This is a genomic window from Rhodanobacter thiooxydans, assembly GCF_030291135.1.
In the GTDB taxonomy this organism is placed as follows: domain Bacteria; phylum Pseudomonadota; class Gammaproteobacteria; order Xanthomonadales; family Rhodanobacteraceae; genus Rhodanobacter; species Rhodanobacter thiooxydans_A.
The window spans coordinates 2,797,904-2,818,353 of the sequence record NZ_CP127409.1 but is presented as its reverse complement, the minus strand read 5'-3'; the positions used below and the strand labels follow the sequence as shown (position 1 = coordinate 2,818,353).

The window sequence follows — 20,450 nt, the reverse complement described above, 5'->3', positions numbered from 1 at the left end:
TCCGTGGCATCGGCACAGGCTGCTCAATGCCCGGTGATGCGCTCGGCGGCCCATTCGTCCGGCGGTACCAGCGGCGCGTCCGGATGGGCGTGCGCCTCCAGCTCGGCCGCCTCCACCGACGGCGTGCGCCAGCCCGAGCGCACACCCCACAGGTAGAACACCAAGCCGATCGCCGCTACCACGACCAGATCCCAGCCGTAGGGCAGGTAGCCCTTGCCGCCGAAGGTGGTGCTGCCGGCCCAGGAGACAAAGGCGATCGTCGGCAGGTAGGCGACCAGCCACCAGGCGCCCTTCATCTGGCGGCCGAAGTCGTGCCAGCCGCTCTTCGCCTGGTAGTAGAAGTAGATCGGCAGGGCCACGACCATCAGCAGGATGATCTCGCCGGTCAGCGGCCAGCGGGCCCAGTACAGCAGCTCGGTGGACATGACGAAGGCGACGCCGGCCAGCAGCGGCAGGCCGGCCAGGCGCAGCGGGCGGTGCAGCCCCGGCGCGGTGCGGCGCAGGGTCATCACGCTGACCGGGCCGGTCAGGTAGGAGATGATCGTGGCCACCGAGATCACCGCCGCCAGCGTGCCCCAGCCGCGGAAGAAGAACAGGAACAGGAACGACACCACCAGGTTCACCCACATCGCCGGGCGCGGCACGCCCCACTTCGGGTGGATGCGGCCGAGGATCTTCGGCAGCGTGCCGTTGCGCTCCATGCCGTACAGCATGCGCGCGGTGGTGGCGGTATAAGTCATGCCGGTGCCGCTGGGGCTGATCACCGCGTCGATGAACAGCAGCGTGGCCAGCCACTGCAGGCCGAGGATGATCGCCAGGTCGGCGAACGGCGAGCTGAAGTTGATGCCGTGCCAGCCCACGTTGGCCAGCATCTCGCGCGGCACCGCGCCGATGAACGACACCTGCAGCAGCACGTAGATCACCGTGGCCAGCGCGATCGAGCAGACGATCGCGAACGGGATGCTGCGGCCGGGGTTGCGTGCTTCGCCGGCCAGATTCACCGGGCTCTGGAAACCGTTGAAGCTGAACACGATGCCGGCGATCGCCACCGCGGTGAGCACCGAGGCGAAGTCGGTCTTGTGCAGTTCGCCGTGGATGCCGACGCTGAAATTCTCCGGGTGGAAGCCGCTCATCATCAGCAGCACCGCGGTGAGCGCGGGGATCACCAGCTTGAACAGGGTGATCGCGGTGTTCGAGCGCGCGAACAGCTTCACGCTCCAGAAATTGAACAAGAAGTACACGATGACCAGCGCGGCGGCGATCATCAGCCCCGCGGTGCTCAGCTCGCCGTGGCCGCCGGGCGCCTGGTGGTACAGGTCCTTCGCCCACTGCCACTTCCACGACGACATGTATTGCGCCGAGGCTTCCGCCTCGACCGAGATCACCGAGACGATCGCGATCCAGTTCGCCCACGCCGCGATGAAGCCCACCAGCGAGCCGTGCGAGTAGTGGCCGTAGCGCACCATGCCGCCGGATTCGGGGAACATCGAGCCGAGTTCGGCATAGGTCAGCGCGATCGCCATGATCACCGCCGCGCCGATCACCCACGCCCAGATCGCCCCGGGCCCGGCGATCTGCGCCGCGCGCCAGGCGCCGAACAGCCAGCCGGAGCCGATGATCGAGCCCAGGCCGGTGAGCATCAGGGCGAACGGGCCGACATCGCGGCGGATCGCGCGTTCTTGGGTCATGTGAGGGTTCCCGTGTCGACGCGCAGCGCGCCGGAAAGGGGCCGATGGTTGCAGAATTGACCGCCCCCTGTCACCCCGCCAAGGTCACGGCCCGGCACGACCCCATTGGCAGGAGCCCGCTCGCGGGCGATGTTGCTGGCCGGAATGAGCAGACGTTCGTCTGTTGAAAGCCGGGATTCGGGATTCGAAAAGCATCGCCCGCGGGCGGGCTCCTGCGTGACGGGGCGCGCTGTGTACAAGGGGGTGAACTCAGTCGTCCAGTGCCAGCCCGCCCTGCGACTGCGCCGTCGGTGCCGCGCGAGCCCGCGAGAACGCCAGCAATTCGCCCAGTCGGGCACCTTTCTCTCGCCAGTCATGGAACAGCGATTCGCCGACCAGTGCGTAATGCCACACGCGACCACCGCGCTGCTCCGGCTCCAGCGCATTGATCCGCTCGCACCAGGTCGTCGCGGCCTTCAGCTTGCGCTGCACGTTCGGATGGCTGACCTGCTCCTGCCCCTTGGTCTCGACCAGGTAGATCGCGTCGGCGGTACGCACCAGGAAATCCGGGATGTACAGCGCCGCCATGCCGTCTTCCTTGACGTAACGCAGGCGCACGAAGTCGTGCCGGTTCTCGCTGATCTTGCAGAACGCCTCCACGCCGGCATCGGCCTGAGCCCACTCGATGAACGCCCGTTCCAGACCGCCGCTGCGGGTGGGGTAGGGCAGGCGCTCGTAGATGCACTTGGTCACTTCCAGTGAAGCGCTTTCGCGCACCATCAGCCGGGTCACCTCGGAGAGACGGCGATGTCGCACCTCGGTGCTGCCGGTGACGGTGTGCTCCTCGGCGCGCACCAGCGCCAGCCCGAAGATGCGCACGATGTGTTCGATCACCGGCTGCAGCAGCAACAGTCGCCAGCCCTCGTCCTCGAACGGCTCGAACGCTTCGCCGAACAGCTGCTCGCGGATGTAGTCGTCCAGCGCGGTGGCGAGCGCGGCAGTATTCATCTGCAGGTAGGGGCGATCCAGGTGCGGAGAAATCCTGTTGCCCTTCGGCAGTGGATGGTTCAGCGCCTGACTCACCCGCCGGGTCAGTCGGGACAACAGCTCGTTGTAGCCGCTGACGTTCATCGCCGCGCCATCGACGCGGTAGTCGCCGAACAAGGTACTGCTCTGCAGGTCCTGCGAGGTGAAGGTGTCGCCCTTGCCGAGCAGCTCCGCCAGCTTCGCGCGGGTCATCGCACTGAAGCTCGGCAGGCTGGCGACCTCGATCGGCAGGTGTTCGACGCTCTCATCTACCTCGCGCAGGATGAACGGGATGGCGAAGTCGTACTGCTCGTAGCCTTCGCGCAGCTCGGAAGGAATCAGGTCGCCGGTGCTGCTGCCCTCGTCGTCACTGGTCTCGCCGACCAGGCCTTCGCGCATCAGCTCGTCGTAGAAACTCTGGAACGCCGGGTGCTCGACGATCGACAGGATGTCGATCAGCGAACCCGGTTCCTCGCCGTGGTTGATCCGCTCGCGGTTCTCGCGCTTGATGTCGGCATATTCCGGATCGCGCCACATCAGCCGCAGGCCGCGGCCGATGGTCTGCTCCAGCAGGATCTGCGCCTGGCTGGAACGCAGCGGCACGATCACGCAGATGTTGTTGACGTCGAAACCCTCGCGCAGCATCAGCACGCTGACGATCACCCGCGGCTGTGCGTGCCTGTCCACGTTGAACAGACGCTGGCGCAACGGTGCCCAGTCCTTCTCGCCCAGTTCGGCCTTCCTGCCGGAGTCGACGGTGAGCACGTCGTCGTCATGCAGGCCTTCGTCAAGCAGGAACTGCGCCACCAGCGGCGATACTTTGGTGTCTTCGCACACCACCAGCATCTTCGGGTGACGCGTGGCGTCGAGCCGGACGAAATCCGCCTCCAGCTTGCGCAGCTTCTGCAGCCCGGCGCGCAGCATCACGCGCTGGCCTTCGGAAAGCGCCACGTTGCCATCGGCATCGCGCTCGGCGGTGAACTCCAGCGGCAGAGCGCCGAGTTCCTTGCGCTTGTCCAGCACCAGCGACTTCACCAGGCCCAGCCGCATGGCGTCCTTCAGGTCGAAATCGACCACGATGTGCGGGAAGTACTTCTTGCTCTTCTTCTTGCCGCTGCCGACGTCGTTGTATGGCGTGGCCGAGAAGTCCATCTGCACGAAGCGGCGGCCCTTGCCTGCGGCGATGATCGACAGGCTCTTCTGCCACTCGACCTCGGTGGTCTCGCCTTCCTTCTTCAACTCGTGGATGTGGTGCGCCTCGTCGTTGAACACCATCAGCTCGGGCAGGTCGGCGAGGTAACTCAGCACATTGCCGCGCGCCCAGCGCCGGTCCAGCACGTCGAGACTGTTGCCGGCAGCGCGGCCGGGCACCAGTGGCAATACGTCGTAGGCGACGCGGGAAGCGTCGGCGACCATGCCGGGCGCGTCGACCCGCTCGGCCTCGTCCTGTTCGATCTCCTCTTCGGCCTCGCTGAGCAGGTGCCAGTTGGTGATCGCGATCATGCCGTTGCCGGTAGCCTTCAATCCGATCTCGGTCTTGGTGCAGACGTTGCCGCGCACGAACTGCGCGATGCGCTCGCGCCGTGCCGGCGGCGCGAACAGCTCGGCGTAGCTGGCGATGTCGGAGCTGGCGAAGTCGCGGCTCTTGTCCTCGTTCTCCTTGCCGAGGAATGCGTCCAGCAGCCGTTCGTACACGATCAGCCCCGGCGCCACGATCAGGAAGCGGCGGGTGAAACGCGGGTCGTCGCGCCCCTCGTCCAGTGCCGCGGTCTTGTTCAAGAGCTGCCACACCAGCAGCGCCTGCAGCACCCAGGTCTTGCCGGTGCCGGTGGCCATCTTCAGGCAGTACTTCGGGTGGCCGTGCTTGTCCTGCGCCACGTCGGCCAGCCGCGTGCCTTCCAGCAGCGCCTCGGCGCAGACCTGCTCGTACAGGTTCTTCAGGTTCGGACTGTCCAGCACCTCGTGCGCCACGATCACGTTGAGGATCGCCTGCTTCTGGCCGGGGTGGAAATTGAACGTGCGCGACTGGCAGGCATCCTCGCCGAACCACCAGCGCAACAGCTCGGTGGTCACCGGCGTCACCAGCTCGTAGATGTCGGCGATGCCCTGTTCCAGGCCGATGCAGAGTTGTTCGGTGCGGTGGGTGAGCGCGGAAGCCAGCGCCAGCGGGTTGTCGGCGACACTCATGCCTTCGGCTCCGCCACCACCTGCACCACTTCAGCCTCGAAGCCGAACACGTCGACCACGCGCACGCACACCCGACGTTCACCGGCCTTGCGCGGCACGCTGAACTCGGCGGCAGTGATCACGCGCAGCGGGTCGTCGTCGTTGGCGGTGTTGCCGCGGTAGTCCTGCCACACCGACCGGAACACCGATCCGTCGTAGTCCGGGTCTACCGCCCAATACTCGATCAGCGCCAGCGGTTCGGCGTTCGCCACCTTGAGCAGCTTCTTGCGGTTGTCGTCGTCGAGATTGATCGCTTCGGGCGAGAGCAGCACGTAGTTGTCCAGGGTGACCTGCAGCTGTTCTTGTCTCCCCTCTCCCTCCGGGAGAGGGGTTGGGGGTGAGGGTACGCGTCGCACCGGCTTGATCGTGAGGTACTGCAGGCTGGAGAAGCGCACCTGGCCGCGCAGCTTCTCTATGCCGCCCTTCTTGCGCAGGCGGTCGAGCAGGTCGGGCGGGATCACCAGCACCTTCAGGCGGTCGTCGTTGAGCGCGGTAATGCTCTCGCCGATCGAAGGCTCGAAGTTCCAGCCCAGAACCACTACTGAATCCCAGCCGCCAAGCAATTGCTCGCGTTGGGCGATCGCCTTGCGCAGGGTGGCGGCGCCAGTGAGCTTGTTTGGCGAATCGACCAGCACCAGGGTCTTCTTGCCGCCATACACCACCGCGCCGAGATTGCGCAGCGGATTGTCTTCCGGTTGCAGCGGCAGCGCGCCGTACAGCGACAGCACGATGCCGGACAGGTCGCCGACGCGGAAGCTGCGTCCCATCGCGCTCTTCGCCGCCTCGACCTGGTAGTCGCCGATCGCCTGGTACAGGAACGGCTTGGCGCCCTGGTCGATCAGCCGCTTGCGCATGATCATGCAGGCCGGCTTGCCGAGGTCGGTGGTGATCCAGCGACGGCCAAGTTTTTCGGCGACGGCGGCGGTGGTGCCGGAGCCACCGTTGAAATCGGCGACGAGGCCGTTGTCTGGGCAAGACGCTTGGATGATCCGTTCGAGAAGTTTTTCGGGCTTTTGCGTTGCGTAATCGATGCGTTCAGCAGATGTGTTGCCGATCCGTCCGAGATCGTTCCAGATGGTTGTAAGCGGCTTGCCTTTGGTTTCGTCCAAGTAGACCTTCAGTCCATCAAGGCGAGGTGTTCCATCCTGTTTCAGCAGAATCCGACCTTCTTGGTAGAGCCGCTCCAGATCATCCCGGGAATATCCCCATGAACGGTGTGCGGGTGGTTGCGTGCCCCGCCATTCGAATTGACGATTTCTATTAGCGGTGGAAAACGTCAGGTCGCGCCCGGTGAATAGCCGTCCACTTTCGTCTTTCTTGTATCGGGACAACTGTGCTTCGCCGTATTCAGTAAATTGCTTGGCGAAGTGGAACGACTCCATCTTGCTGTAAAAGAAAATCACATCCTGCGCCCGGATGTAGGTCTTCGTGGGCATGTTATGGGCGTTGGTCCGCTCCCAGATGATTTCGTTTTGAAAGCGGTCCTTCCCGAATACTTCGTCCATCATCAACTTGACGTAGTGACTCACATGCCAATCAAGATGCACGTAGATCGACCCGCTATCGCTCAATAACTCCCGCATCAGAATCAACCGCGGTGTGATCATCGCCAGATACGACGCCGTACCGTCCGACCACGTATCGGAATACGCGAACTGCTCGATCACCGTGGGCCGCTGCTCCAGTTCGACACCCGGCAGCGAAACCTTGGTGCGGTAGTCGGCCTTGGAGTCGAACGGCGGATCGATGTAGATCAGGTCGACCTTGCCGCGCAGGCTGGGCGTGTGTTCGTCGCCGGCCAGCAGCGCGGCCATAGCCAGCAGGTTGTCGCCGTAGATCAGCCGGTTGGTCCAGTCGGCCGTGCCTTCCTCGCCCAGATGCGCCTGCCGGTTCGCCGCGGCAATCCAGTCGCTGTCGCGGGTGTCCTTCGAAGGCAGCACCCATTCGCGCGTCTGCAGGCTGACCCGGTGGCGCCCTTCCAGGCTCTCCAGGATCTTCTCGGCGTGCTTGCGGCCTTCCCTGACGATCTCCGGCAGCTGTTCCAGCAGTGAATTGGTCACGCGGCCGTTCCCCATGAATTAACTACATACGTTAATCATAGTGAACTCAATACGTGAACTGGAAGGCAGGACGGTCGGTAACTTGCCAAGGGATGAGCAATGAACGCGCCGAATTCTCGAAACGCCTGTCTGCCGCAATGATTGCGCAGGGCTACGAGCCGCGCCCGGGGGTGCTGGTCACGCAGTTCAACCTGCGTTTTCCGGGTACCTCGGTGGTGTTCCAGACGGCTTCGCGCTGGTTGAGCGGCAAGGGGATCCCCGAGCAGGACAAGTTGGTCGTGTTGGCGGACTGGCTGAAGGAAAGCCCGGATTTCCTGCGGTTCGGTGATCGCGCGGCGCGCGGGAAGCGTAGTGCGAGGCAGGTCAAGGAAGACGCTCCGACCTACGATGACCAGAAGGTCTTCGACATCTACCGGCAGCTGCCGGCGGCGCAGCAGAAGGTCGTATGCGACGTGATCCTTGCCTTGGCGTCGCCTTCAAGACGGCTGGTGTCAGCCAAGCCACGCAGCGGCACGAAAGCGAACAGTCATCGGTAGTTGCGCGCGGCGGGGCGGCGTTGCGACGTACGGCCACCCCCATACAGTGAACAGGCCGGCGGCCCTTCTCAGCGGGGGAGGTTGCGGCGGGACGCCTTGGGTTTCGGTGCCTGTGCGCTGTGCAATTCACAACCGACGGCATTGGCGCAGTGGCCCAGCGCAGGGAATTCGTCGGCAAGCGCGTTATAGGTCTCGGCAAACGCGGGATTCTTCGACCAGCGATTCTTCGTGGCCGGGATGTTCAGTGGAATTGGGTTGTAGCGTTCGTGAGGCATGCTTGTTTCGGTCCGTCGCGGTTGTGGAGCATCGCCCGCGGGCGGGCTCCTACGGGTGAGGCTTCAGCACTCGATGACGTTGACCGCGAGGCCACCGCGACTGGTTTCCTTGTACTTGTCCTTCATGTCGCGGCCGGTGTCGCGCATGGTCTTGATGACCTTGTCGAGCGAGACGCGGTGTTTGCCGTCGCTTTTCAGTGCCATGCGGCTGGCGTTGATGGCCTTGACCGAACCCATTGCGTTGCGCTCGATGCAGGGGATCTGCACCAGGCCGCCGATCGGGTCGCAGGTGAGGCCGAGGTTGTGTTCCATGCCGATCTCGGCGGCGTTCTCCACCTGCATCACGTTGCCGCCGAGCGCGGCGGTGAGGCCGCCGGCGGCCATCGAGCAGGCCACGCCGACTTCGCCCTGGCAGCCGACTTCGGCACCGGAGATCGAGGCGTTTTCCTTGTACAGGATGCCGATGGCGGCGGCGGTGAGGAGGTAGTTGATGATGCCTTCGTCGTCCGCCTTCGGGCAGAAGCGCAGGTAGTAGTGGCCGACCGCGGGCACGATGCCGGCGGCGCCGTTGGTGGGCGCGGTGACCACGCGGCCGCCGGCGGCGTTTTCCTCGTTGACGGCGAGCGCGTAGAGGTTGACCCAGTCGAGGATGGTCAGCGGGTCCTTCAGCGCGGCCTCGGGCTGGTTGCGCAGCTCGTCGGCCATCGCCGGCGCGCGGCGCGTGACGTGCAGGCCGCCGGGCAGGGTGCCGGGCGAGCGCAGACCGCGGGTGACGCAGTCCTTCATCGCCTGCCAGATGGTCAGCAGGCCGGCGCGGGTTTCCGCTTCGGAGCGCCACACGCTCTCGTTCGCCATCATCAGCTGCGCGATGGTCAGCCCGTGCTGCTTGCACAGTGCCAGCATTTCGTCGCCGGTGTTGAACGGGTAGGGCTGCGCGGTGGTGTCGGCGACGATGCGGTCTTCCGCCGCCTCGTCGGTGTTGACCACGAAGCCGCCGCCGACCGAGTAGTAGTCGCGCGTGGCCAGTTCGTTGCCGTCGGCGTCGTAGGCGGAAAAGCGCATGCCGTTGGTGTGGAACGGCAGCTTCTGGCGCTTGTTGAAGACCAGGTCAGCCTTCTCGTCGAAGGCGATCTCGCGCTTGCCCAGCAGATGGATGCGGCCCGTGCCGCGGATACGCTCCAGCGTGGCGGGGATCTGGTCCGGATCGACCGTGTCCGGGTGCTGCCCCTCGAAGCCCAGCAGCACGGCCTTGTCGGTGCCATGGCCGCGGCCGGTCATCGCCAGCGAGCCGTACAGCTCGGCGCGCACGCGGGCGACGCGGTCGAGCACGCCCTTCTCTTCCAGCCAGTGCTCGGCGAAGCGCGCGGCGGCGCGCATCGGCCCTACCGTGTGTGACGACGAAGGTCCGATGCCGATCTTGAACAGGTCGAATACGCTGACGGCCATGGGTGCGCTGCTTGGGTGTGGGTTGGCCGGTTATTCTACGCGGCGTTCCCAGCCATTCGCAGCCGCATGTCCGACCTGATCCTGTACCAGCGTGATTACTGTCACTTGTGCGATCTCGCCCTGGCGGTGATGGCCGAGGCGCGTGCGCCGGATTTCGACAGCGCATGGGTGGACGATTCGGTCGAACTGGAACAGCGCTACGGCACCCGCGTGCCGGTGCTGCGCGATACGCGCGATGGGCGCGAACTGGACTGGCCATTCGATGCGGCGGCGGTGCGCACGTTCCTCGGAGCCTGAGCTCCCTCCCCTGCGCAGCAGGGGAGGGTTGGGGTGGGGTTCGCTTTTGATCGTGATTGCAAAGTCAAAAGCCTAACCCCCTCCCAGCCTCCCCCTGCAAGCAGGGGGAGGAGCAAAGCTGCTAGGCGCGGCGCGACTTCAGCCGCTTCAGGATTTCCTCGCGCGCCTCGCGCAGGATCGAGTCGCGGTCGAGGCTGGCCACGATGTCGGCGACGGCGCGTTTGGCGCCGGCTTGGCCCCAGGATTTACCGGCGATCAGGTAGCGCTCCGCGGCGCGGCCGATCAGTACGGTGGCGTACCAGCCCAGCGCGCCCTGCGCCGCGGCGGTGACCACGACGGACAACCCGGCGCTGACGCCTTTCAACGCCGAGGCGACCAGTTGCATGCCCCAGATCGCGCCCATCAGCGCGGCCAACTGCGCGGAAATCACCGCCACCAGCCGGCCGGATTCGGCGCGGGTCAGCGGCAGGCCGTAGACGCGGGACAGTTGCACCACCATCGCCGCGTCCAGCCCCGCGGCGGCCAGCAGGTCGGCGACCGGGATCGGGTTCAGCGCCACGGCGACGCCCTTGGCGATGCAGTAGTGATGGATCAGTTTCGCCGCCACCGCCTTGCGGGTTTCGGCGATGCGAGCGCTGACCTGGTCGGTGAGCCGGCCGGCGTACAGCCCCGCGTTGATCGCCGACAGCGTCTTGCCTTCGCGCGCAGCGATCGCCAGCAGGCGTTCGCGCAGCGTGGCGACGTCCGGCGTGCGCGCCTGCTCGCGCGGGTGCTCGTGACCCCGGGTGTCGACCTCGACCACGCGTTGCGGGGCCGGGTGGGCCGCCACCGCCAGCACGTCTTCGGCGCGCACCAGCCCAGCCACGCGCAGGCGCAGGTGTTCCAGCAGGCCGTCCAGTTCGTCGCGGCCATAGCGATCCGCCTTGTTCAAGGCGAGCAGCAGCGGGCGCTGGGTCGCGGCGAGATTTTTCAGCGCGTCGAGTTCTTCGCGGGTGAGGTCGCCGTCGCAGACGAAGATCACCAGATCGCTGACCTCGGCCACCTCGAACGCCAGCTTTTCGCGGGCCTCGCCGTCGAGCTCGTTGATGCCGGGCGTGTCGATCAGTACCAGGCCGTCGTGCTGGGCCTCGTCCAGCAGGGCGTGGTCGGCCGTGGTGGTGGTGCCGTGCAGGACGCCCACGGTGAACGCCTCGCGGCCGAGCAGCGCATTGCCCAGCGCCGACTTGCCCGCGGAGACGCGGCCGAACACGGCCACGTGCAGTTCGCCGCGCTGGAGCTTGTCCAGCATCTGCTCGATGCGGCCGAAATCCGCGGCCAGCTCGCTGCGTACCGACGCGGAGATGCTCGGGTCATCCAGCAGCGCGCGCAGGCTGTCGGCCACCTGGGTGGAGCCGGCGTCCGCGCGCGGTGGTGGCGTGGTGGCCCGGTCGCCGCCGCCGCTGACCAGTCCACGTAGGCGCTGCCACAGGCTGTCGTTCGGCATCGTGGAGGTTTACTTCGCCGCCAGCTGCAGATGTGCCGTGACCTTCACCTCGCCACCGATCACCGAGGTGTCGGCGTAGTCGCCGGTGCCCACGCCGAAGTCCAGCCGCTTCAGCGTGCCGGCCACGTCCAGCGTGGCGCCACTGGCTTGCGGCTTGAACGTCACCTCGAGGCTCACCGGTTTGGTCACGCCGCGCAGGGTGAGCTGGCCGTCGGCGATCACCTTGCCGCCGCTCTGGCGGAAGCCGGTGGTGACGAAGTGCGCCTTGGGGAATTTCGCCACGTCGAAGAAGTCCGAACCGGGCAGCGCGCCGTCGCGGTCCTTGTCGCCGGTCTTCACGCTGGCCAGGTTCACTTCCACGTCGAACTTCGACGCGGCCAGGTTCGCCGCGTCGTAGCTGATCGCGGCGGTCCACTGGCCGAACCGGCCGTCGAACGATTCGCCCTGGAAGGTGTTGCTGAAGCCGAGCGTGCTGGTCGCCGGCTGCACGGTGTAATCGGTGGCCGCGGCGGCGCCGGGCAGGGCGAGCGCCAGCAGGATGGCAAGACGTTTCATCGATGGTCTCCTTCGGAAGGGCGGCGCTCACGCAGACGGCCAAACGGCAGCATCCGGCGCAGCGTGTCGTCGTGGTCGCGCAGGTGGTGTTTCAGCGCGCCGCCGACATGCGCCACCAGCACCAGGATGAGGAACCAGAACAGGTACTCGTGCACGCCGTGCGCAAAATCGCGCAGCGTGTCGTTCTTCTGCACCAGCGCCGGCAGGTTGAACAGCTTGAACCACTGCAGCGGCTTGCCGGTGACCGAGTTGAACCACCAGCCGCTGAGCGGCAGCAGCACGATCAACACGTACAGCGCGCCATGCGCCGCTCGCGCGGCAAGTTGCTGCCAGCGCGGCGCCGGTTCCTCGGCCGGGCGGCGGTCGGTCCAGCGCCACGCGATGCGCAGCAGCGCCAGCGCCAGCACGGTAAGGCCGATCGACTTGTGCAGGGCCAGCCAGTTGATCTTCTGCATCGGCGAGCTGGCCAGATCCATCAACAGGCCGAACAGGCCGTTGCCGAGGATGCCCAGCGCGATGATCCAGTGGAAGAACCTGGCGACCGAACCCCACTGGTGGTCGTTGCTGCGCAGACTCATGGTTGCTCCTTGGTGGATGGAACGGCGTGCTCGTCACTGATCGCTTCCAGTTCCAGCCACACGCTGACGTTGGCGCCGATCGAGTTGGCGTTGGCGGTGATGCCGAAGCTGTTGCGGTCCAGGCTGGCAGTGGCCGAGAAGCCGGCCACCTTGTGCGATTCGTAGATGGTCCTGGCGGCGCGGTTGAAGGTGAACGCCAGGTCCAGCGGACGGGTGACGCCATGCAGGGTCAGCTGACCGTGCAGCACGCCGTGCCGGTCGTCCGTGCGCTCCACGCCGGTGCTGACGAAATGCGCGTAGCGCTGGCCCGCGCAGTCGAGCAGGGCCGGTTTGCACACGGCCTTGTTCCAGTCGGCGTCGCCCATGTCCAAGCTGGCCAGGTCGATGTCCAGTTCGGTGGCCGCCGTGCTCCAGTTGTCCGGGTCGAAACGCAGCCAGCCGCGTGCGATGTGCAGCCGCCCGAACGGCCGCGAATAGCCGTTGTGGCTGATGCTGAAGACGATCTGGCTATGCACCGTGTCGTAGCGCCAGCCGTCCGCGGCGGCGTGCACCGACGCCAGCGGCAGCACGGTTGCCGCGAGACACCACAGCCAGCGGGTTGGGCGCATTCGGAACATGCGGTGAAGTCTCGCCGATCGGCGGCGAGGCCGCCAGCGACGGGGGCTGAACGATGGGTTTCCGTGGGTGAGCCAATGGGGGACGGTCGATGGGTTCACTCCGTGGCCTCTGCTCTCTTTTGAGCACAGGGCTTTTGCTCGCCGGGTACATCTGTAGGAGCGCACCCTGTGCGCGATGCTCTTGCCACCTTCAAAGCAAAAAACTCTAGGGGCAAGAGCTTTCGTGCGCCTGCGGCGCCCGAGTCACTTTCTCTTTGCGTGGCCAAAGAGAAAGTAACCAAAGAGAAAGGCCACCCCGCTTGGCGCTTGTTGGGCATCCTGCCCAACAAGTCCGTGAGTCGGGGCCGGGCTTTTCGAGCGGGCATCGTGCCCGCGCGAAAAGGCGTTGCCATCCTTGGCAACGCCCGCTGCGCGGCCTGTCGACCCCGCCTCACCGCCGCGCAAGGGACCCCGGGTGGAGCGGCGGGCCATCGTGGCCCGCACTCGGTGATGGAGCTGAAGAGCAGAAGCCACAGCAAAGCGTCGCTTTGCTGTGGCTTCGTTTGGGCTTTTGATCTGGCTCTTTTGAAGAGTGCGCGCAGGATGCGCGCTGCTCTACCCGGGGCCCCTCTGCAGCGGCGGGCGGGCGGAGGAAAAGCCCGCAGGGTGGCCGGCATGGATGCCGGCCAGTTTGTCGTCAGGGCAGGATGCCCTGTCGACAAACCCCGTAGCCCGACCGCGAACCTTGCGGGCAGGATGCCCGCAAGGCGCGTAAGCGGGGTGGCCTTTCTCTTGGGTTACTTTCTCTTTGGCCACGCAAAGAGAAAGTAACTCGGGCGCCGCAGGCGCACGAAAGCTCTTGCCTCTGACGCTTTTTTGCTGTGAATGCAGCAGGAGCATCGCGCACGACCACAGGCCCCCTGCGGACAAAATGCGCTCCCGCCAGCGCATCGAAAGTGGAGAGCCCCGCGGCTGAATTCCGCCAACCGTCAGAACGTGCGCTGCACCGAATACTCGGCCAAGGTCGCCAGGGCATCGCGATGCGCCGATGCCGGCAGCGCGGTGAGGGCCGTGCGGGCGGCGCGGGCGTGCAGCAGGGCGCGCTCGCGGGTGCGTTCCAGCGCACCGGAATCGCGGATCGAGGCGATGATGCGGTCGAGCGAGTCGAGCCCGCCGTGCTCGATGGCATGGCGCAGTGACTGCGCCTGTTCCGGGTTCGCCTTCTCCAGCGCGTAGATCAGCGGCAGGGTCGGCTTGCCCTCGGCGAGGTCGTCGCCGATGTTCTTGCCCAGCGTGCTGGCGTCACTGGTGTAGTCGAGCAGGTCGTCGGCGATCTGGAACGCGTAGCCCAGTTCCATGCCGTAGTGGCGCAGCGCGGCGATCTGGTTTTCCGGCAGGCCGCCGAGGATGCCGCCCAGTTCGGTGGCGGCGGCGAACAGCACCGCGGTCTTGCGCTCGATCACGGCCAGGTAGGCCGCTTCGCTGACGTCGGCGTTGCCGATGTTGAGCAGCTGCAGCACTTCGCCCTCGGCGATGGTGTTGGTGGTGTCGGCGAGGATGCGCATGATGCGCATGTCGTCCAGTTCCACCATCAGCTGGAACGAGCGCGAGTACAGGAAGTCGCCGACCAGCACGCTGGCGGCGTTGCCCCATAGCGCGTTGGCGGTCTTGCGGCCGCGGCGCAGGTCGGATTCGTCGACCACGTCGTCGTGCAGCAGGGTGGAGGTGTGGATGAACTCAATGATCGCGGCGAGCTTGGTGTGATGCTCGCCGTGGTAGCCGGCGGCACCGGCGGCCAGCACGTGCAGCATCGGGCGCAGCCGCTTGCCGCCGCCGGCGATGATGTGGTCGGCGATCTGGTTGATCAGCACCACGTCGGAGGACAGCCGCTGGCGTATCAGCGCGTCGACGCGCTGCATGTCGGCGGCGGCAAGATCGCGCACCTGGGCGAAGTCGGCGGGGCGGGTGGCGTCGGCAGGCATCGAGTTCATGGGTGCATCGCAGCGGCGTAGGACGTGATTATAGGGGCTGCAGGAACTTGCGCCGCGACATGTCACCACAGTCGTTGTGCGTGGTGCCCCCTATAATGCCGGCCATGGCTTTGGCGATGTACATCCCCCAGTGAGCAAACTCTCAAGCATTGAACTGCGCAGCGCGTTGACGCTGGCCTGCGTGATCAGCCTGCGCCTGTTCGGCCTGTTCCTGATCATGCCGGTATTCTCGCTGTACGCGAAGGCGATGCCCGACGCCAGCGGCTTCATGATCGGCCTGGCACTGGGCGTCTACGGCATCGGCCAGGTGCTGCTGCAGATTCCGCTGGGGTTGCTGTCGGACCGCATCGGGCGCAAGCCGGCGATCACCCTGGGGCTGATCCTGTTCGCCATCGGCGGATTGATCGCGGCGATGTCGCATACGCTGGCCGGCATCGTGGTCGGCCGCGCGGTGCAGGGCATGGGCGCGGTGGCCGGTGCCGGCATCGCGCTGGCGGCGGATCTCACCGCCGAGGAAAACCGCGGCAAGGCGATGGGCATCATCGGCGTGTCGATCGGGCTGGCGTTCCTGCTGGCGCTGATCCTGGGGCCGCCGCTGGAGGCGGTCGCCGGGCTGCCCGGGCTGTTCGCCGCCACCTCGATCCTGGCGCTGGCCTCGCTGGCGCTGCTGTGGCTGATCGTGCCCACGCCGGCGCGTGCCCGTGCGCCGGCAGCGGCTGGCTTCGGCCCGGTGCTGGCGATGCTGCGCGACGGGCGGATGCTGGTGCTTAACGGCTCGGTGTTCTTCCTGCACGCGCTGCTCACTGCCAGTTTCGTCGGCCTGCCGCTGCTGCTGGCGAACACGCTGCACCTGCCGGTGAACCGGCACTGGGAGTTGTACCTGCCGGTGATGACGGTGGCTGCGTTTGTGATGGGTGCGAGCCTGCACCTCATGCGCGAGATCGCGCAGAGCCTGCGCATCGTGATGGTGTGCGTGGTGGCGATCGGTCTGGCCCTGCTCGGCTTCGCACTGTCCGGCAACCACCTGGCCGCGTTCGGCGTGGCTGCGGCGGTGTTCTTCTCCGCCTTCAACCTGCTGGAGGCGGCACTGCCCAGCCTGGTCTCGCGGCTGGCGCCGGAACACCTGCGCGGTGCGGCGATGGGTGCCTATTCGACCAGCCAGTTCATCGGCGCGTTCGTCGGCGGCACGCTTGGCGGCATCACGCTGGGTCGACTCGGGCCCGACGGCGTGTTCGTCTACGCCGCGGCGCTGACCCTGCTGTGGCTGCCGCTGGTGGTTGCCGGCTCGCGCCGGATAGGTCGCCAGACTGCAGGCGAAGCCCAACCGGCGTAGTGCGGCCCGCGCAGGGTTTGCAATAGCCGATTGGCGGGCCAATCATGGATGCTCGGCGCTTCGCTGCATCGGGTACCGCTTCGATGGCTCATGAAATCCTCGCACTGATCGCGCAGTACGGCGTGCTGCTGGTGTTCCTCAACGTGCTGGTGACCCAGCTTGGCGCGCCGCTGCCGGCGGTGCCGACGCTGGTGGTGGCCGGTGCGCTGGCGGCGCATGGGCAGGTGTCGCCGGTTGGCGTGCTGCTGGTCACCGTGGCGGCCTGCCTGCTCAGCGATGCCCTGTGGTACGCGGCCGGCCGCCGTTATGGCGGGGGCGTGATGCGCCTACTGTGCCGTATCTCGCTGTCGCCCGACTCGTGCGTGCAGCGCTCCGAGATCCAGTTCCAGCGCTGGCGCGGGCAGGTGCTGCTGATCGCGAAGTTCGTGCCGGGGCTGGCCACGGTGGCGCCGCCGCTGGTGGGTGCGATGGGCTTGCCGCTGTCGCGGTTCGTGTGGTTCGACGGGCTGGGTTCGCTGCTGTGGGGCGCGGTGGCGGTTGGGCTGGGCTATGCCTTTGCCGATCAGATCGACGACCTGCTGGCAGCCATCGCGGATGCCGGCACGTTCGCGCTGGGAGTGTTGCTGGTCCTGCTCGCGCTGTACGTCCTGGCACGCTGGTGGCAGCGCCGGCGCCTGCTGCGCACGCTGCGGATGGCGCGCATCACGGTCGATGAGCTGGAGCGCGCGATGAAGTCGGAGTCGGCGCCGGTCGTGCTGGACGTGCGCGCGGAAGGCTCGCGGCTGCTCGATACGCGAGTGCTCCCCGGCGCGCTGCTGCTCGACGACCACGGCATCGACCGCAGCGTGCACGACATCCCGCTCGACCGCGAGCTGGTGGTCTACTGCAACTGCCCGAACGAAGTGTCCGCCGCCCGGGTGGCCAAGGTCCTCATGGCGCAGGGTTATCGCCGGGTGCGCCCGCTGCTGGGCGGACTGGAGGCGTGGGACGCGGCCGGCTACGGGGTCGAGCGCCTGCCTGTACCGTCCGCTGCGGCCGACCTGCGGGCTGCCGGCACGCCGGCCTGAAGCACCGCCTGGCCCGGACGGCCTGGGCCGGACGAAACCCACGTCTGCCGGGGTTCCGGGCCGCTGCGCCGGACCCGTGCTGCGGTTATGATAGCCCGCCTGATCCACCACTCCGGCCGCAACCCATCGCAGACTTGCGCCCGGCTCAACGAGGACATACCCATGGCACGTGGCGTCAACAAAGTCATCCTGATCGGCAACCTTGGCTCAGACCCGGAGCTGCGCAGCACCGGCAGCGGCATGAGCATCTGCAGCTTCAGCCTGGCCACCTCCGAGTCGTGGACCGACAAGCAGTCCGGCGAGAAGCAGGAGCGTACCGAGTGGCACCGGATCAAGATCTTCGGCCGGCTGGGTGAAATCGCCAACGAGTACCTGAAGAAGGGGCGCCAGGTTTACATCGAGGGGTCCATCCGCACCGACAAGTTCACCGGCAAGGATGGTGTGGAAAAGTACTTCACCGACATCATCGCCAGCGAGATGCAGATGCTCGGCGGCGGTAGCGAGGGTGGCGCGGGTGGCGGCGGTTACCAGCGCGAGCGCCCGCAGGGCGGCCAGCGCCAGGGTAGCGGCGGCAGCGCAAGCGGTGGCCAGTCGCGCGGCGGCGATTACGGCAACCAGTCGCGCCAGTCGCCGGCTCCAGCCGACAACGGTTTCGCGGATGACGAGATCCCGTTCTGAGGAACACCCTCCGACGCTTGTCGCCTTTCCCTGACGGCCCGCCTCTGGCGGGCCGTTTCCGTCAGGGGGCGGCCTTCTCTTTGCTGCGCAGGCGCGCCACGGCTGACGCGGCGTTCACCTGCAGCGTGCCGTCGGAAAGCCGGCTGCTTTGCAGCAGCAAGTCGTGCACCGAACGCGCATCCAGCCCGGGCGCCATGGAGAGCAGCAGGGCGACGATGCCGCTCACGTGCGCGGCGGCCATGGACGACCCGGAGGTGAAGTCGTAGCCGCCGCCCGGCTGGGTGGTCAGGATGTCGTTGCCGGGTGCGCTCAGCACCCCCGGCGGCGCTCTCGATGCGTTGCTGCTGCGCACGACGATGACTCCCGGCGCACTGTCGGGAAAGCCGGCGGCGTTGCCGTCCGGCGGCAGGGCCGTGATCACGATGCGGCCCTGCTCCAGCAGCCGCGCAAGCAGCTGGTCGAGCAGCGGATCGGCCGGGCCGCCCAGGCTCAGGTTGATGATGCGGGTATCGGTGTCGATGATCGCCGCCAGGGCCTTGGCCAGGGTGAAGGTGTTGCAGCGGGCGCCGGCGCCGGGCGAGGGCGGATACCAGCATGCCTTGTAGATGCTGAGCCGGGCCTTGGGCGCCATCCCCACGATGCCCTGGTGGTTGTTGGCGTCGGCGGCGATGACGCCGGCGACCTCGGTGCCATGATTGTCGCGGTCGAACGCCGCGCGATCCGCGTCGACCAGGTTGGTGGTGTCGCGAATGCGTCCGCGCAGGTCGGGGTGGGTCAGGTCGGCGCCGGTATCGACGATCGCGACATCGACCTCGGCTCCCTGGCTGAAGTTGTGCGCGAGTGCCGCATCGGTTTCGACGAAGCCGCGCTGCAAGTCGGCATAGGGATCGTTGTAGTGGTGGGCACCCTGCCGTGGTGGATCGGCGTAAACGGAATAATCCTGCAGTGGCTGGGCAAGCCGCACCCGGGCGTCTGCCGCAAGTGCCTTGAGCAGGGCGGCGCGGGGCATGCCGGGGGCCGGCGTCAGCACGATGCAGTACAGGTCGAGCGCCTTGACCGGCCAGCCGGTGACCTCCTGCCAGCCGTAGGTTCTCTTCAGCGCCGCCAGCGTCGATGCTGCCCGCTGGCCGACTCCATAGTTTGCGGACGGGACATAGCCCAGCACGCTGGAACCGGCATGCGTGGCGGGAGGGGCCAGCGGGTTGGCGACGGCCAGCACGATGTCGCGCTGGCTGTCCATGGCGGATGCGCTGGCCACGGATGAACGGTGCGGTTCGGCGGGGGCATCGGCCGGCGCTGCGGGCCGCAGGTGCGCACAGGCACTCAGGGCCATCGCCGCAGCGAATACGATGGCGCCATGCTTCATGGCGTGGTGGCGACGGGCTCCGCCAGGCGGATGCCGTGAGTGGCGCGCAACTGCTGCAGCACCTGCTGCTCCGTCGTGGTGGTGCTTCGCGGTACGACGGTATAGGCGCCGACGTCGTTGGGGCCATCCACCACCTGCAGGCCGAGGGCGTGCAGCAGCGCGTCCCAGTCGGCCAGCTTCATGGCCGCATCAGGCACGACGCGGATCGAACCCGGGGTGGCCGGCCGGGGCGACTCGCTGAGGGTGCGGTAGTACGGGCGACCGCCTTCCGACCACAGCTTCGTGCCCAATGCCCCGATGCCGATGGCCTGGATCAGCACGACGGCGGCCAGGGCGCGCGTCAGCCGGCTTGCCGTGCGTGAACGAAACGGCGCCTCCAGCGGAGCCGGCGCGTCGAGGCGGCCCAGCAAGTGTTTCAGCCCGACGTTGGCGTCGAGAGGGATATCGGAGGGCAGCGACAGCGCCAGTTGCAGGCGGCTCTGCTGCGCAAACTCGGCGCGGCACGCTTCGCAGTGCACCAGGTGGCCCATCAGCGCTTCGCCCTGCTCCCGCGGGGCACTGCCCTGCAGCACCCAGGGCATGGCTTCCCAGGCGCGGGCGCAGTCGCGACCGGAACTCGTCTGGAACATCATGGCGCGCCCTCCTTGCGTATCGGCGAGTCTCCAGCCAGGGAGGGAAGTACGTTACGCAGTTTCACGCGCGCGTGGAACAGCCGCGCCTTCACCGTGCCCACGGGGCATTGCATGATGGCGGCCACGTCATCCAGGGAATGCCCCACGCCGTAGACCAGCTCGATCACGACCCGCTGGTCCACCGACAGGCAGCCGAGACCCTTGCTCAGCCAGTCGCGCAGTTCGCGGTCTTCGCCCGGGTCGTGGGCGGGGATGCGATCCTGCCCCAGCGCGTCGTCGGCGACGGGTTCGTCGCCATGCTGGCGCAGTGCCTTGAGTCCGCAGCGGTAGGCAATGCCCATGATCCAGGTGGAAACGCGCGAGTCGCCGTGGAAATTGTCCGCCTTCTGCCAGGCGATCCAGAAACAGTCGTTGATGACCTCCTCGATGACGTCGGGACGCCGCGTCAGTCGGGACAGGAAGCGGCACAACCTGCCGTGGTAGCCGCGGTAGAGCACCGCCAACGCGGTACGGTCGCCCATCGACATGCGCTGGAGCAGCATGCGATCGGTGGCGTCAGCGTCGGTATCAGCGTCGTTCATGGCTTCGTGGGTGGTCGGAACGCGGTCGGTCCATGCGTGAGTACCGTTTCGGCCGGC

18 protein-coding genes are annotated in these 20,450 nt (G+C 66.9%); 5 read left to right on the top strand and 13 right to left on the bottom strand.

Annotation, left to right across the window (positions count from 1 at the left end; all coding sequences use genetic code 11):
* Positions 1–23: 23 nt before the first annotated feature.
* The 3 genes from QQA13_RS13035 to QQA13_RS13025 form a co-directional block, all read right to left on the bottom strand.
* Complete coding sequence (locus QQA13_RS13035; protein WP_108470491.1) at positions 24–1,688, bottom strand: APC family permease; 1,665 nt, start codon at positions 1,686–1,688, stop codon at positions 24–26.
* A 249-nt stretch (positions 1,689–1,937) separates the two neighbouring features.
* The gene (locus QQA13_RS13030) at positions 1,938–4,880 is read right to left on the bottom strand and encodes a DEAD/DEAH box helicase family protein (RefSeq protein WP_108470492.1); all 2,943 of its coding nucleotides are present in this window, start codon (positions 4,878–4,880) and stop codon (positions 1,938–1,940) included.
* Positions 4,877–6,979, bottom strand: a complete 2,103-nt coding sequence (locus tag QQA13_RS13025) for a site-specific DNA-methyltransferase (RefSeq protein ID WP_234411248.1) — start codon at positions 6,977–6,979, stop codon at positions 4,877–4,879. The genes QQA13_RS13030 and QQA13_RS13025 overlap by 4 nt, the downstream gene beginning before the upstream one ends.
* 92 nt (positions 6,980–7,071) lie before the next feature.
* Here QQA13_RS13025 and QQA13_RS13020 point away from each other — a divergent pair, with 92 nt between their 5' ends.
* Positions 7,072–7,515, top strand: coding sequence for a hypothetical protein (locus QQA13_RS13020; RefSeq protein ID WP_108470494.1), 444 nt, complete (start codon positions 7,072–7,074; stop codon positions 7,513–7,515).
* A gap of 68 nt (positions 7,516–7,583) precedes the next feature.
* On the opposite strand, the gene QQA13_RS13015 is transcribed toward QQA13_RS13020, so the two are convergent.
* Both QQA13_RS13015 and QQA13_RS13010 read right to left on the bottom strand, forming a co-directional pair.
* Positions 7,584–7,790, bottom strand: a complete 207-nt coding sequence (locus QQA13_RS13015) for a hypothetical protein (RefSeq protein ID WP_159082151.1) — start codon at positions 7,788–7,790, stop codon at positions 7,584–7,586.
* 63 nt (positions 7,791–7,853) lie between these two features.
* Positions 7,854–9,236, bottom strand: a complete 1,383-nt coding sequence (locus tag QQA13_RS13010; protein WP_108470495.1) for an L-serine ammonia-lyase — start codon at positions 9,234–9,236, stop codon at positions 7,854–7,856.
* 66 nt (positions 9,237–9,302) lie between these two features.
* Between QQA13_RS13010 and QQA13_RS13005 the strand changes: the two genes are divergently transcribed.
* Positions 9,303–9,533: a glutaredoxin family protein gene (locus QQA13_RS13005; protein ID WP_108470496.1), complete on the top strand. Its 231-nt coding sequence runs from the start codon at positions 9,303–9,305 to the stop codon at positions 9,531–9,533.
* Between the two features lie 121 nt (positions 9,534–9,654).
* Here QQA13_RS13005 and QQA13_RS13000 read toward each other — a convergent pair whose 3' ends face one another.
* The 5 genes from QQA13_RS13000 to QQA13_RS12980 form a co-directional block, all read right to left on the bottom strand.
* A complete protein-coding gene (locus QQA13_RS13000) occupies positions 9,655–11,016 on the bottom strand; it encodes a GTP-binding protein (protein ID WP_108470497.1) in 1,362 nt (453 codons plus the stop codon).
* A 9-nt stretch (positions 11,017–11,025) separates the two neighbouring features.
* Positions 11,026–11,571: a YceI family protein gene (locus QQA13_RS12995; RefSeq protein WP_108470498.1), complete on the bottom strand. Its 546-nt coding sequence runs from the start codon at positions 11,569–11,571 to the stop codon at positions 11,026–11,028.
* On the bottom strand, positions 11,568–12,149 hold the full coding sequence (locus tag QQA13_RS12990; RefSeq protein WP_108470499.1) for a cytochrome b: 582 nt from the start codon (positions 12,147–12,149) through the stop codon (positions 11,568–11,570). Before QQA13_RS12990 ends, QQA13_RS12995 begins: the two co-directional genes overlap by 4 nt.
* Positions 12,146–12,766 (bottom strand): YceI family protein, encoded by a 621-nt coding sequence (locus QQA13_RS12985; RefSeq protein WP_108470500.1) that lies wholly within the window; start codon positions 12,764–12,766, stop codon positions 12,146–12,148. The genes QQA13_RS12990 and QQA13_RS12985 overlap by 4 nt, the downstream gene beginning before the upstream one ends.
* A gap of 968 nt (positions 12,767–13,734) precedes the next feature.
* Positions 13,735–14,736 (bottom strand): polyprenyl synthetase family protein, encoded by a 1,002-nt coding sequence (locus QQA13_RS12980; protein ID WP_108470951.1) that lies wholly within the window; start codon positions 14,734–14,736, stop codon positions 13,735–13,737.
* Between the two features lie 130 nt (positions 14,737–14,866).
* Between QQA13_RS12980 and QQA13_RS12975 the strand changes: the two genes are divergently transcribed.
* The 3 genes from QQA13_RS12975 to ssb all read left to right on the top strand — a co-directional run bounded on the left by QQA13_RS12975 (position 14,867) and on the right by ssb (position 17,814).
* The gene (locus QQA13_RS12975; protein WP_108470950.1) at positions 14,867–16,069 is read left to right on the top strand and encodes an MFS transporter; all 1,203 of its coding nucleotides are present in this window, start codon (positions 14,867–14,869) and stop codon (positions 16,067–16,069) included.
* A gap of 83 nt (positions 16,070–16,152) precedes the next feature.
* Positions 16,153–17,136 carry a DedA family protein/thiosulfate sulfurtransferase GlpE gene (locus QQA13_RS12970; protein ID WP_108470949.1) on the top strand — a complete coding sequence of 328 codons (984 nt, stop codon included), beginning with the start codon at positions 16,153–16,155 and terminating at the stop codon, positions 17,134–17,136.
* Positions 17,137–17,298: 162 nt separating this feature from the next.
* Entirely contained in the window at positions 17,299–17,814 is a 516-nt protein-coding gene (ssb, locus tag QQA13_RS12965; RefSeq protein WP_108470948.1) for a single-stranded DNA-binding protein, read from the top strand.
* A gap of 61 nt (positions 17,815–17,875) precedes the next feature.
* Here ssb and QQA13_RS12960 read toward each other — a convergent pair whose 3' ends face one another.
* The 3 genes from QQA13_RS12960 to QQA13_RS12950 are packed head-to-tail and all read right to left on the bottom strand — an operon-like array spanning position 17,876 to position 20,393.
* Complete coding sequence (locus QQA13_RS12960; protein ID WP_108470947.1) at positions 17,876–19,180, bottom strand: S8 family serine peptidase; 1,305 nt, start codon at positions 19,178–19,180, stop codon at positions 17,876–17,878.
* Positions 19,177–19,812 carry a hypothetical protein gene (locus QQA13_RS12955; protein ID WP_108470946.1) on the bottom strand — a complete coding sequence of 212 codons (636 nt, stop codon included), beginning with the start codon at positions 19,810–19,812 and terminating at the stop codon, positions 19,177–19,179. The genes QQA13_RS12960 and QQA13_RS12955 overlap by 4 nt, the downstream gene beginning before the upstream one ends.
* Positions 19,809–20,393: an RNA polymerase sigma factor gene (locus tag QQA13_RS12950; protein WP_108470945.1), complete on the bottom strand. Its 585-nt coding sequence runs from the start codon at positions 20,391–20,393 to the stop codon at positions 19,809–19,811. Before QQA13_RS12950 ends, QQA13_RS12955 begins: the two co-directional genes overlap by 4 nt.
* Positions 20,394–20,450: the final 57 nt, after the last annotated feature.

What these genes read in the sequence shown, in the direction of transcription:
- QQA13_RS13035 (WP_108470491.1), bottom strand. Translation starts at nt 1,688, where the DNA reads ATGACCCAAGAACGCGCGATCCGCCGCGATGTCGGCCCGTTCGCCCTG.
- QQA13_RS13030 (WP_108470492.1), bottom strand. Translation starts at nt 4,880, where the DNA reads ATGAGTGTCGCCGACAACCCGCTGGCGCTGGCTTCCGCGCTCACCCAC.
- QQA13_RS13020 (WP_108470494.1), top strand. Translation starts at nt 7,072, where the DNA reads ATGAGCAATGAACGCGCCGAATTCTCGAAACGCCTGTCTGCCGCAATG.
- QQA13_RS13015 (WP_159082151.1), bottom strand. Translation starts at nt 7,790, where the DNA reads ATGCCTCACGAACGCTACAACCCAATTCCACTGAACATCCCGGCCACG.
- QQA13_RS13010 (WP_108470495.1), bottom strand. Translation starts at nt 9,236, where the DNA reads ATGGCCGTCAGCGTATTCGACCTGTTCAAGATCGGCATCGGACCTTCG.
- QQA13_RS13005 (WP_108470496.1), top strand. Translation starts at nt 9,303, where the DNA reads ATGTCCGACCTGATCCTGTACCAGCGTGATTACTGTCACTTGTGCGAT.
- QQA13_RS13000 (WP_108470497.1), bottom strand. Translation starts at nt 11,016, where the DNA reads ATGCCGAACGACAGCCTGTGGCAGCGCCTACGTGGACTGGTCAGCGGC.
- QQA13_RS12995 (WP_108470498.1), bottom strand. Translation starts at nt 11,571, where the DNA reads ATGAAACGTCTTGCCATCCTGCTGGCGCTCGCCCTGCCCGGCGCCGCC.
- QQA13_RS12990 (WP_108470499.1), bottom strand. Translation starts at nt 12,149, where the DNA reads ATGAGTCTGCGCAGCAACGACCACCAGTGGGGTTCGGTCGCCAGGTTC.
- QQA13_RS12985 (WP_108470500.1), bottom strand. Translation starts at nt 12,766, where the DNA reads ATGTTCCGAATGCGCCCAACCCGCTGGCTGTGGTGTCTCGCGGCAACC.
- QQA13_RS12980 (WP_108470951.1), bottom strand. Translation starts at nt 14,736, where the DNA reads ATGAACTCGATGCCTGCCGACGCCACCCGCCCCGCCGACTTCGCCCAG.
- QQA13_RS12970 (WP_108470949.1), top strand. Translation starts at nt 16,153, where the DNA reads ATGGCTCATGAAATCCTCGCACTGATCGCGCAGTACGGCGTGCTGCTG.
- ssb (WP_108470948.1), top strand. Translation starts at nt 17,299, where the DNA reads ATGGCACGTGGCGTCAACAAAGTCATCCTGATCGGCAACCTTGGCTCA.
- QQA13_RS12960 (WP_108470947.1), bottom strand. Translation starts at nt 19,180, where the DNA reads ATGAAGCATGGCGCCATCGTATTCGCTGCGGCGATGGCCCTGAGTGCC.
- QQA13_RS12955 (WP_108470946.1), bottom strand. Translation starts at nt 19,812, where the DNA reads ATGATGTTCCAGACGAGTTCCGGTCGCGACTGCGCCCGCGCCTGGGAA.
- QQA13_RS12950 (WP_108470945.1), bottom strand. Translation starts at nt 20,393, where the DNA reads ATGAACGACGCTGATACCGACGCTGACGCCACCGATCGCATGCTGCTC.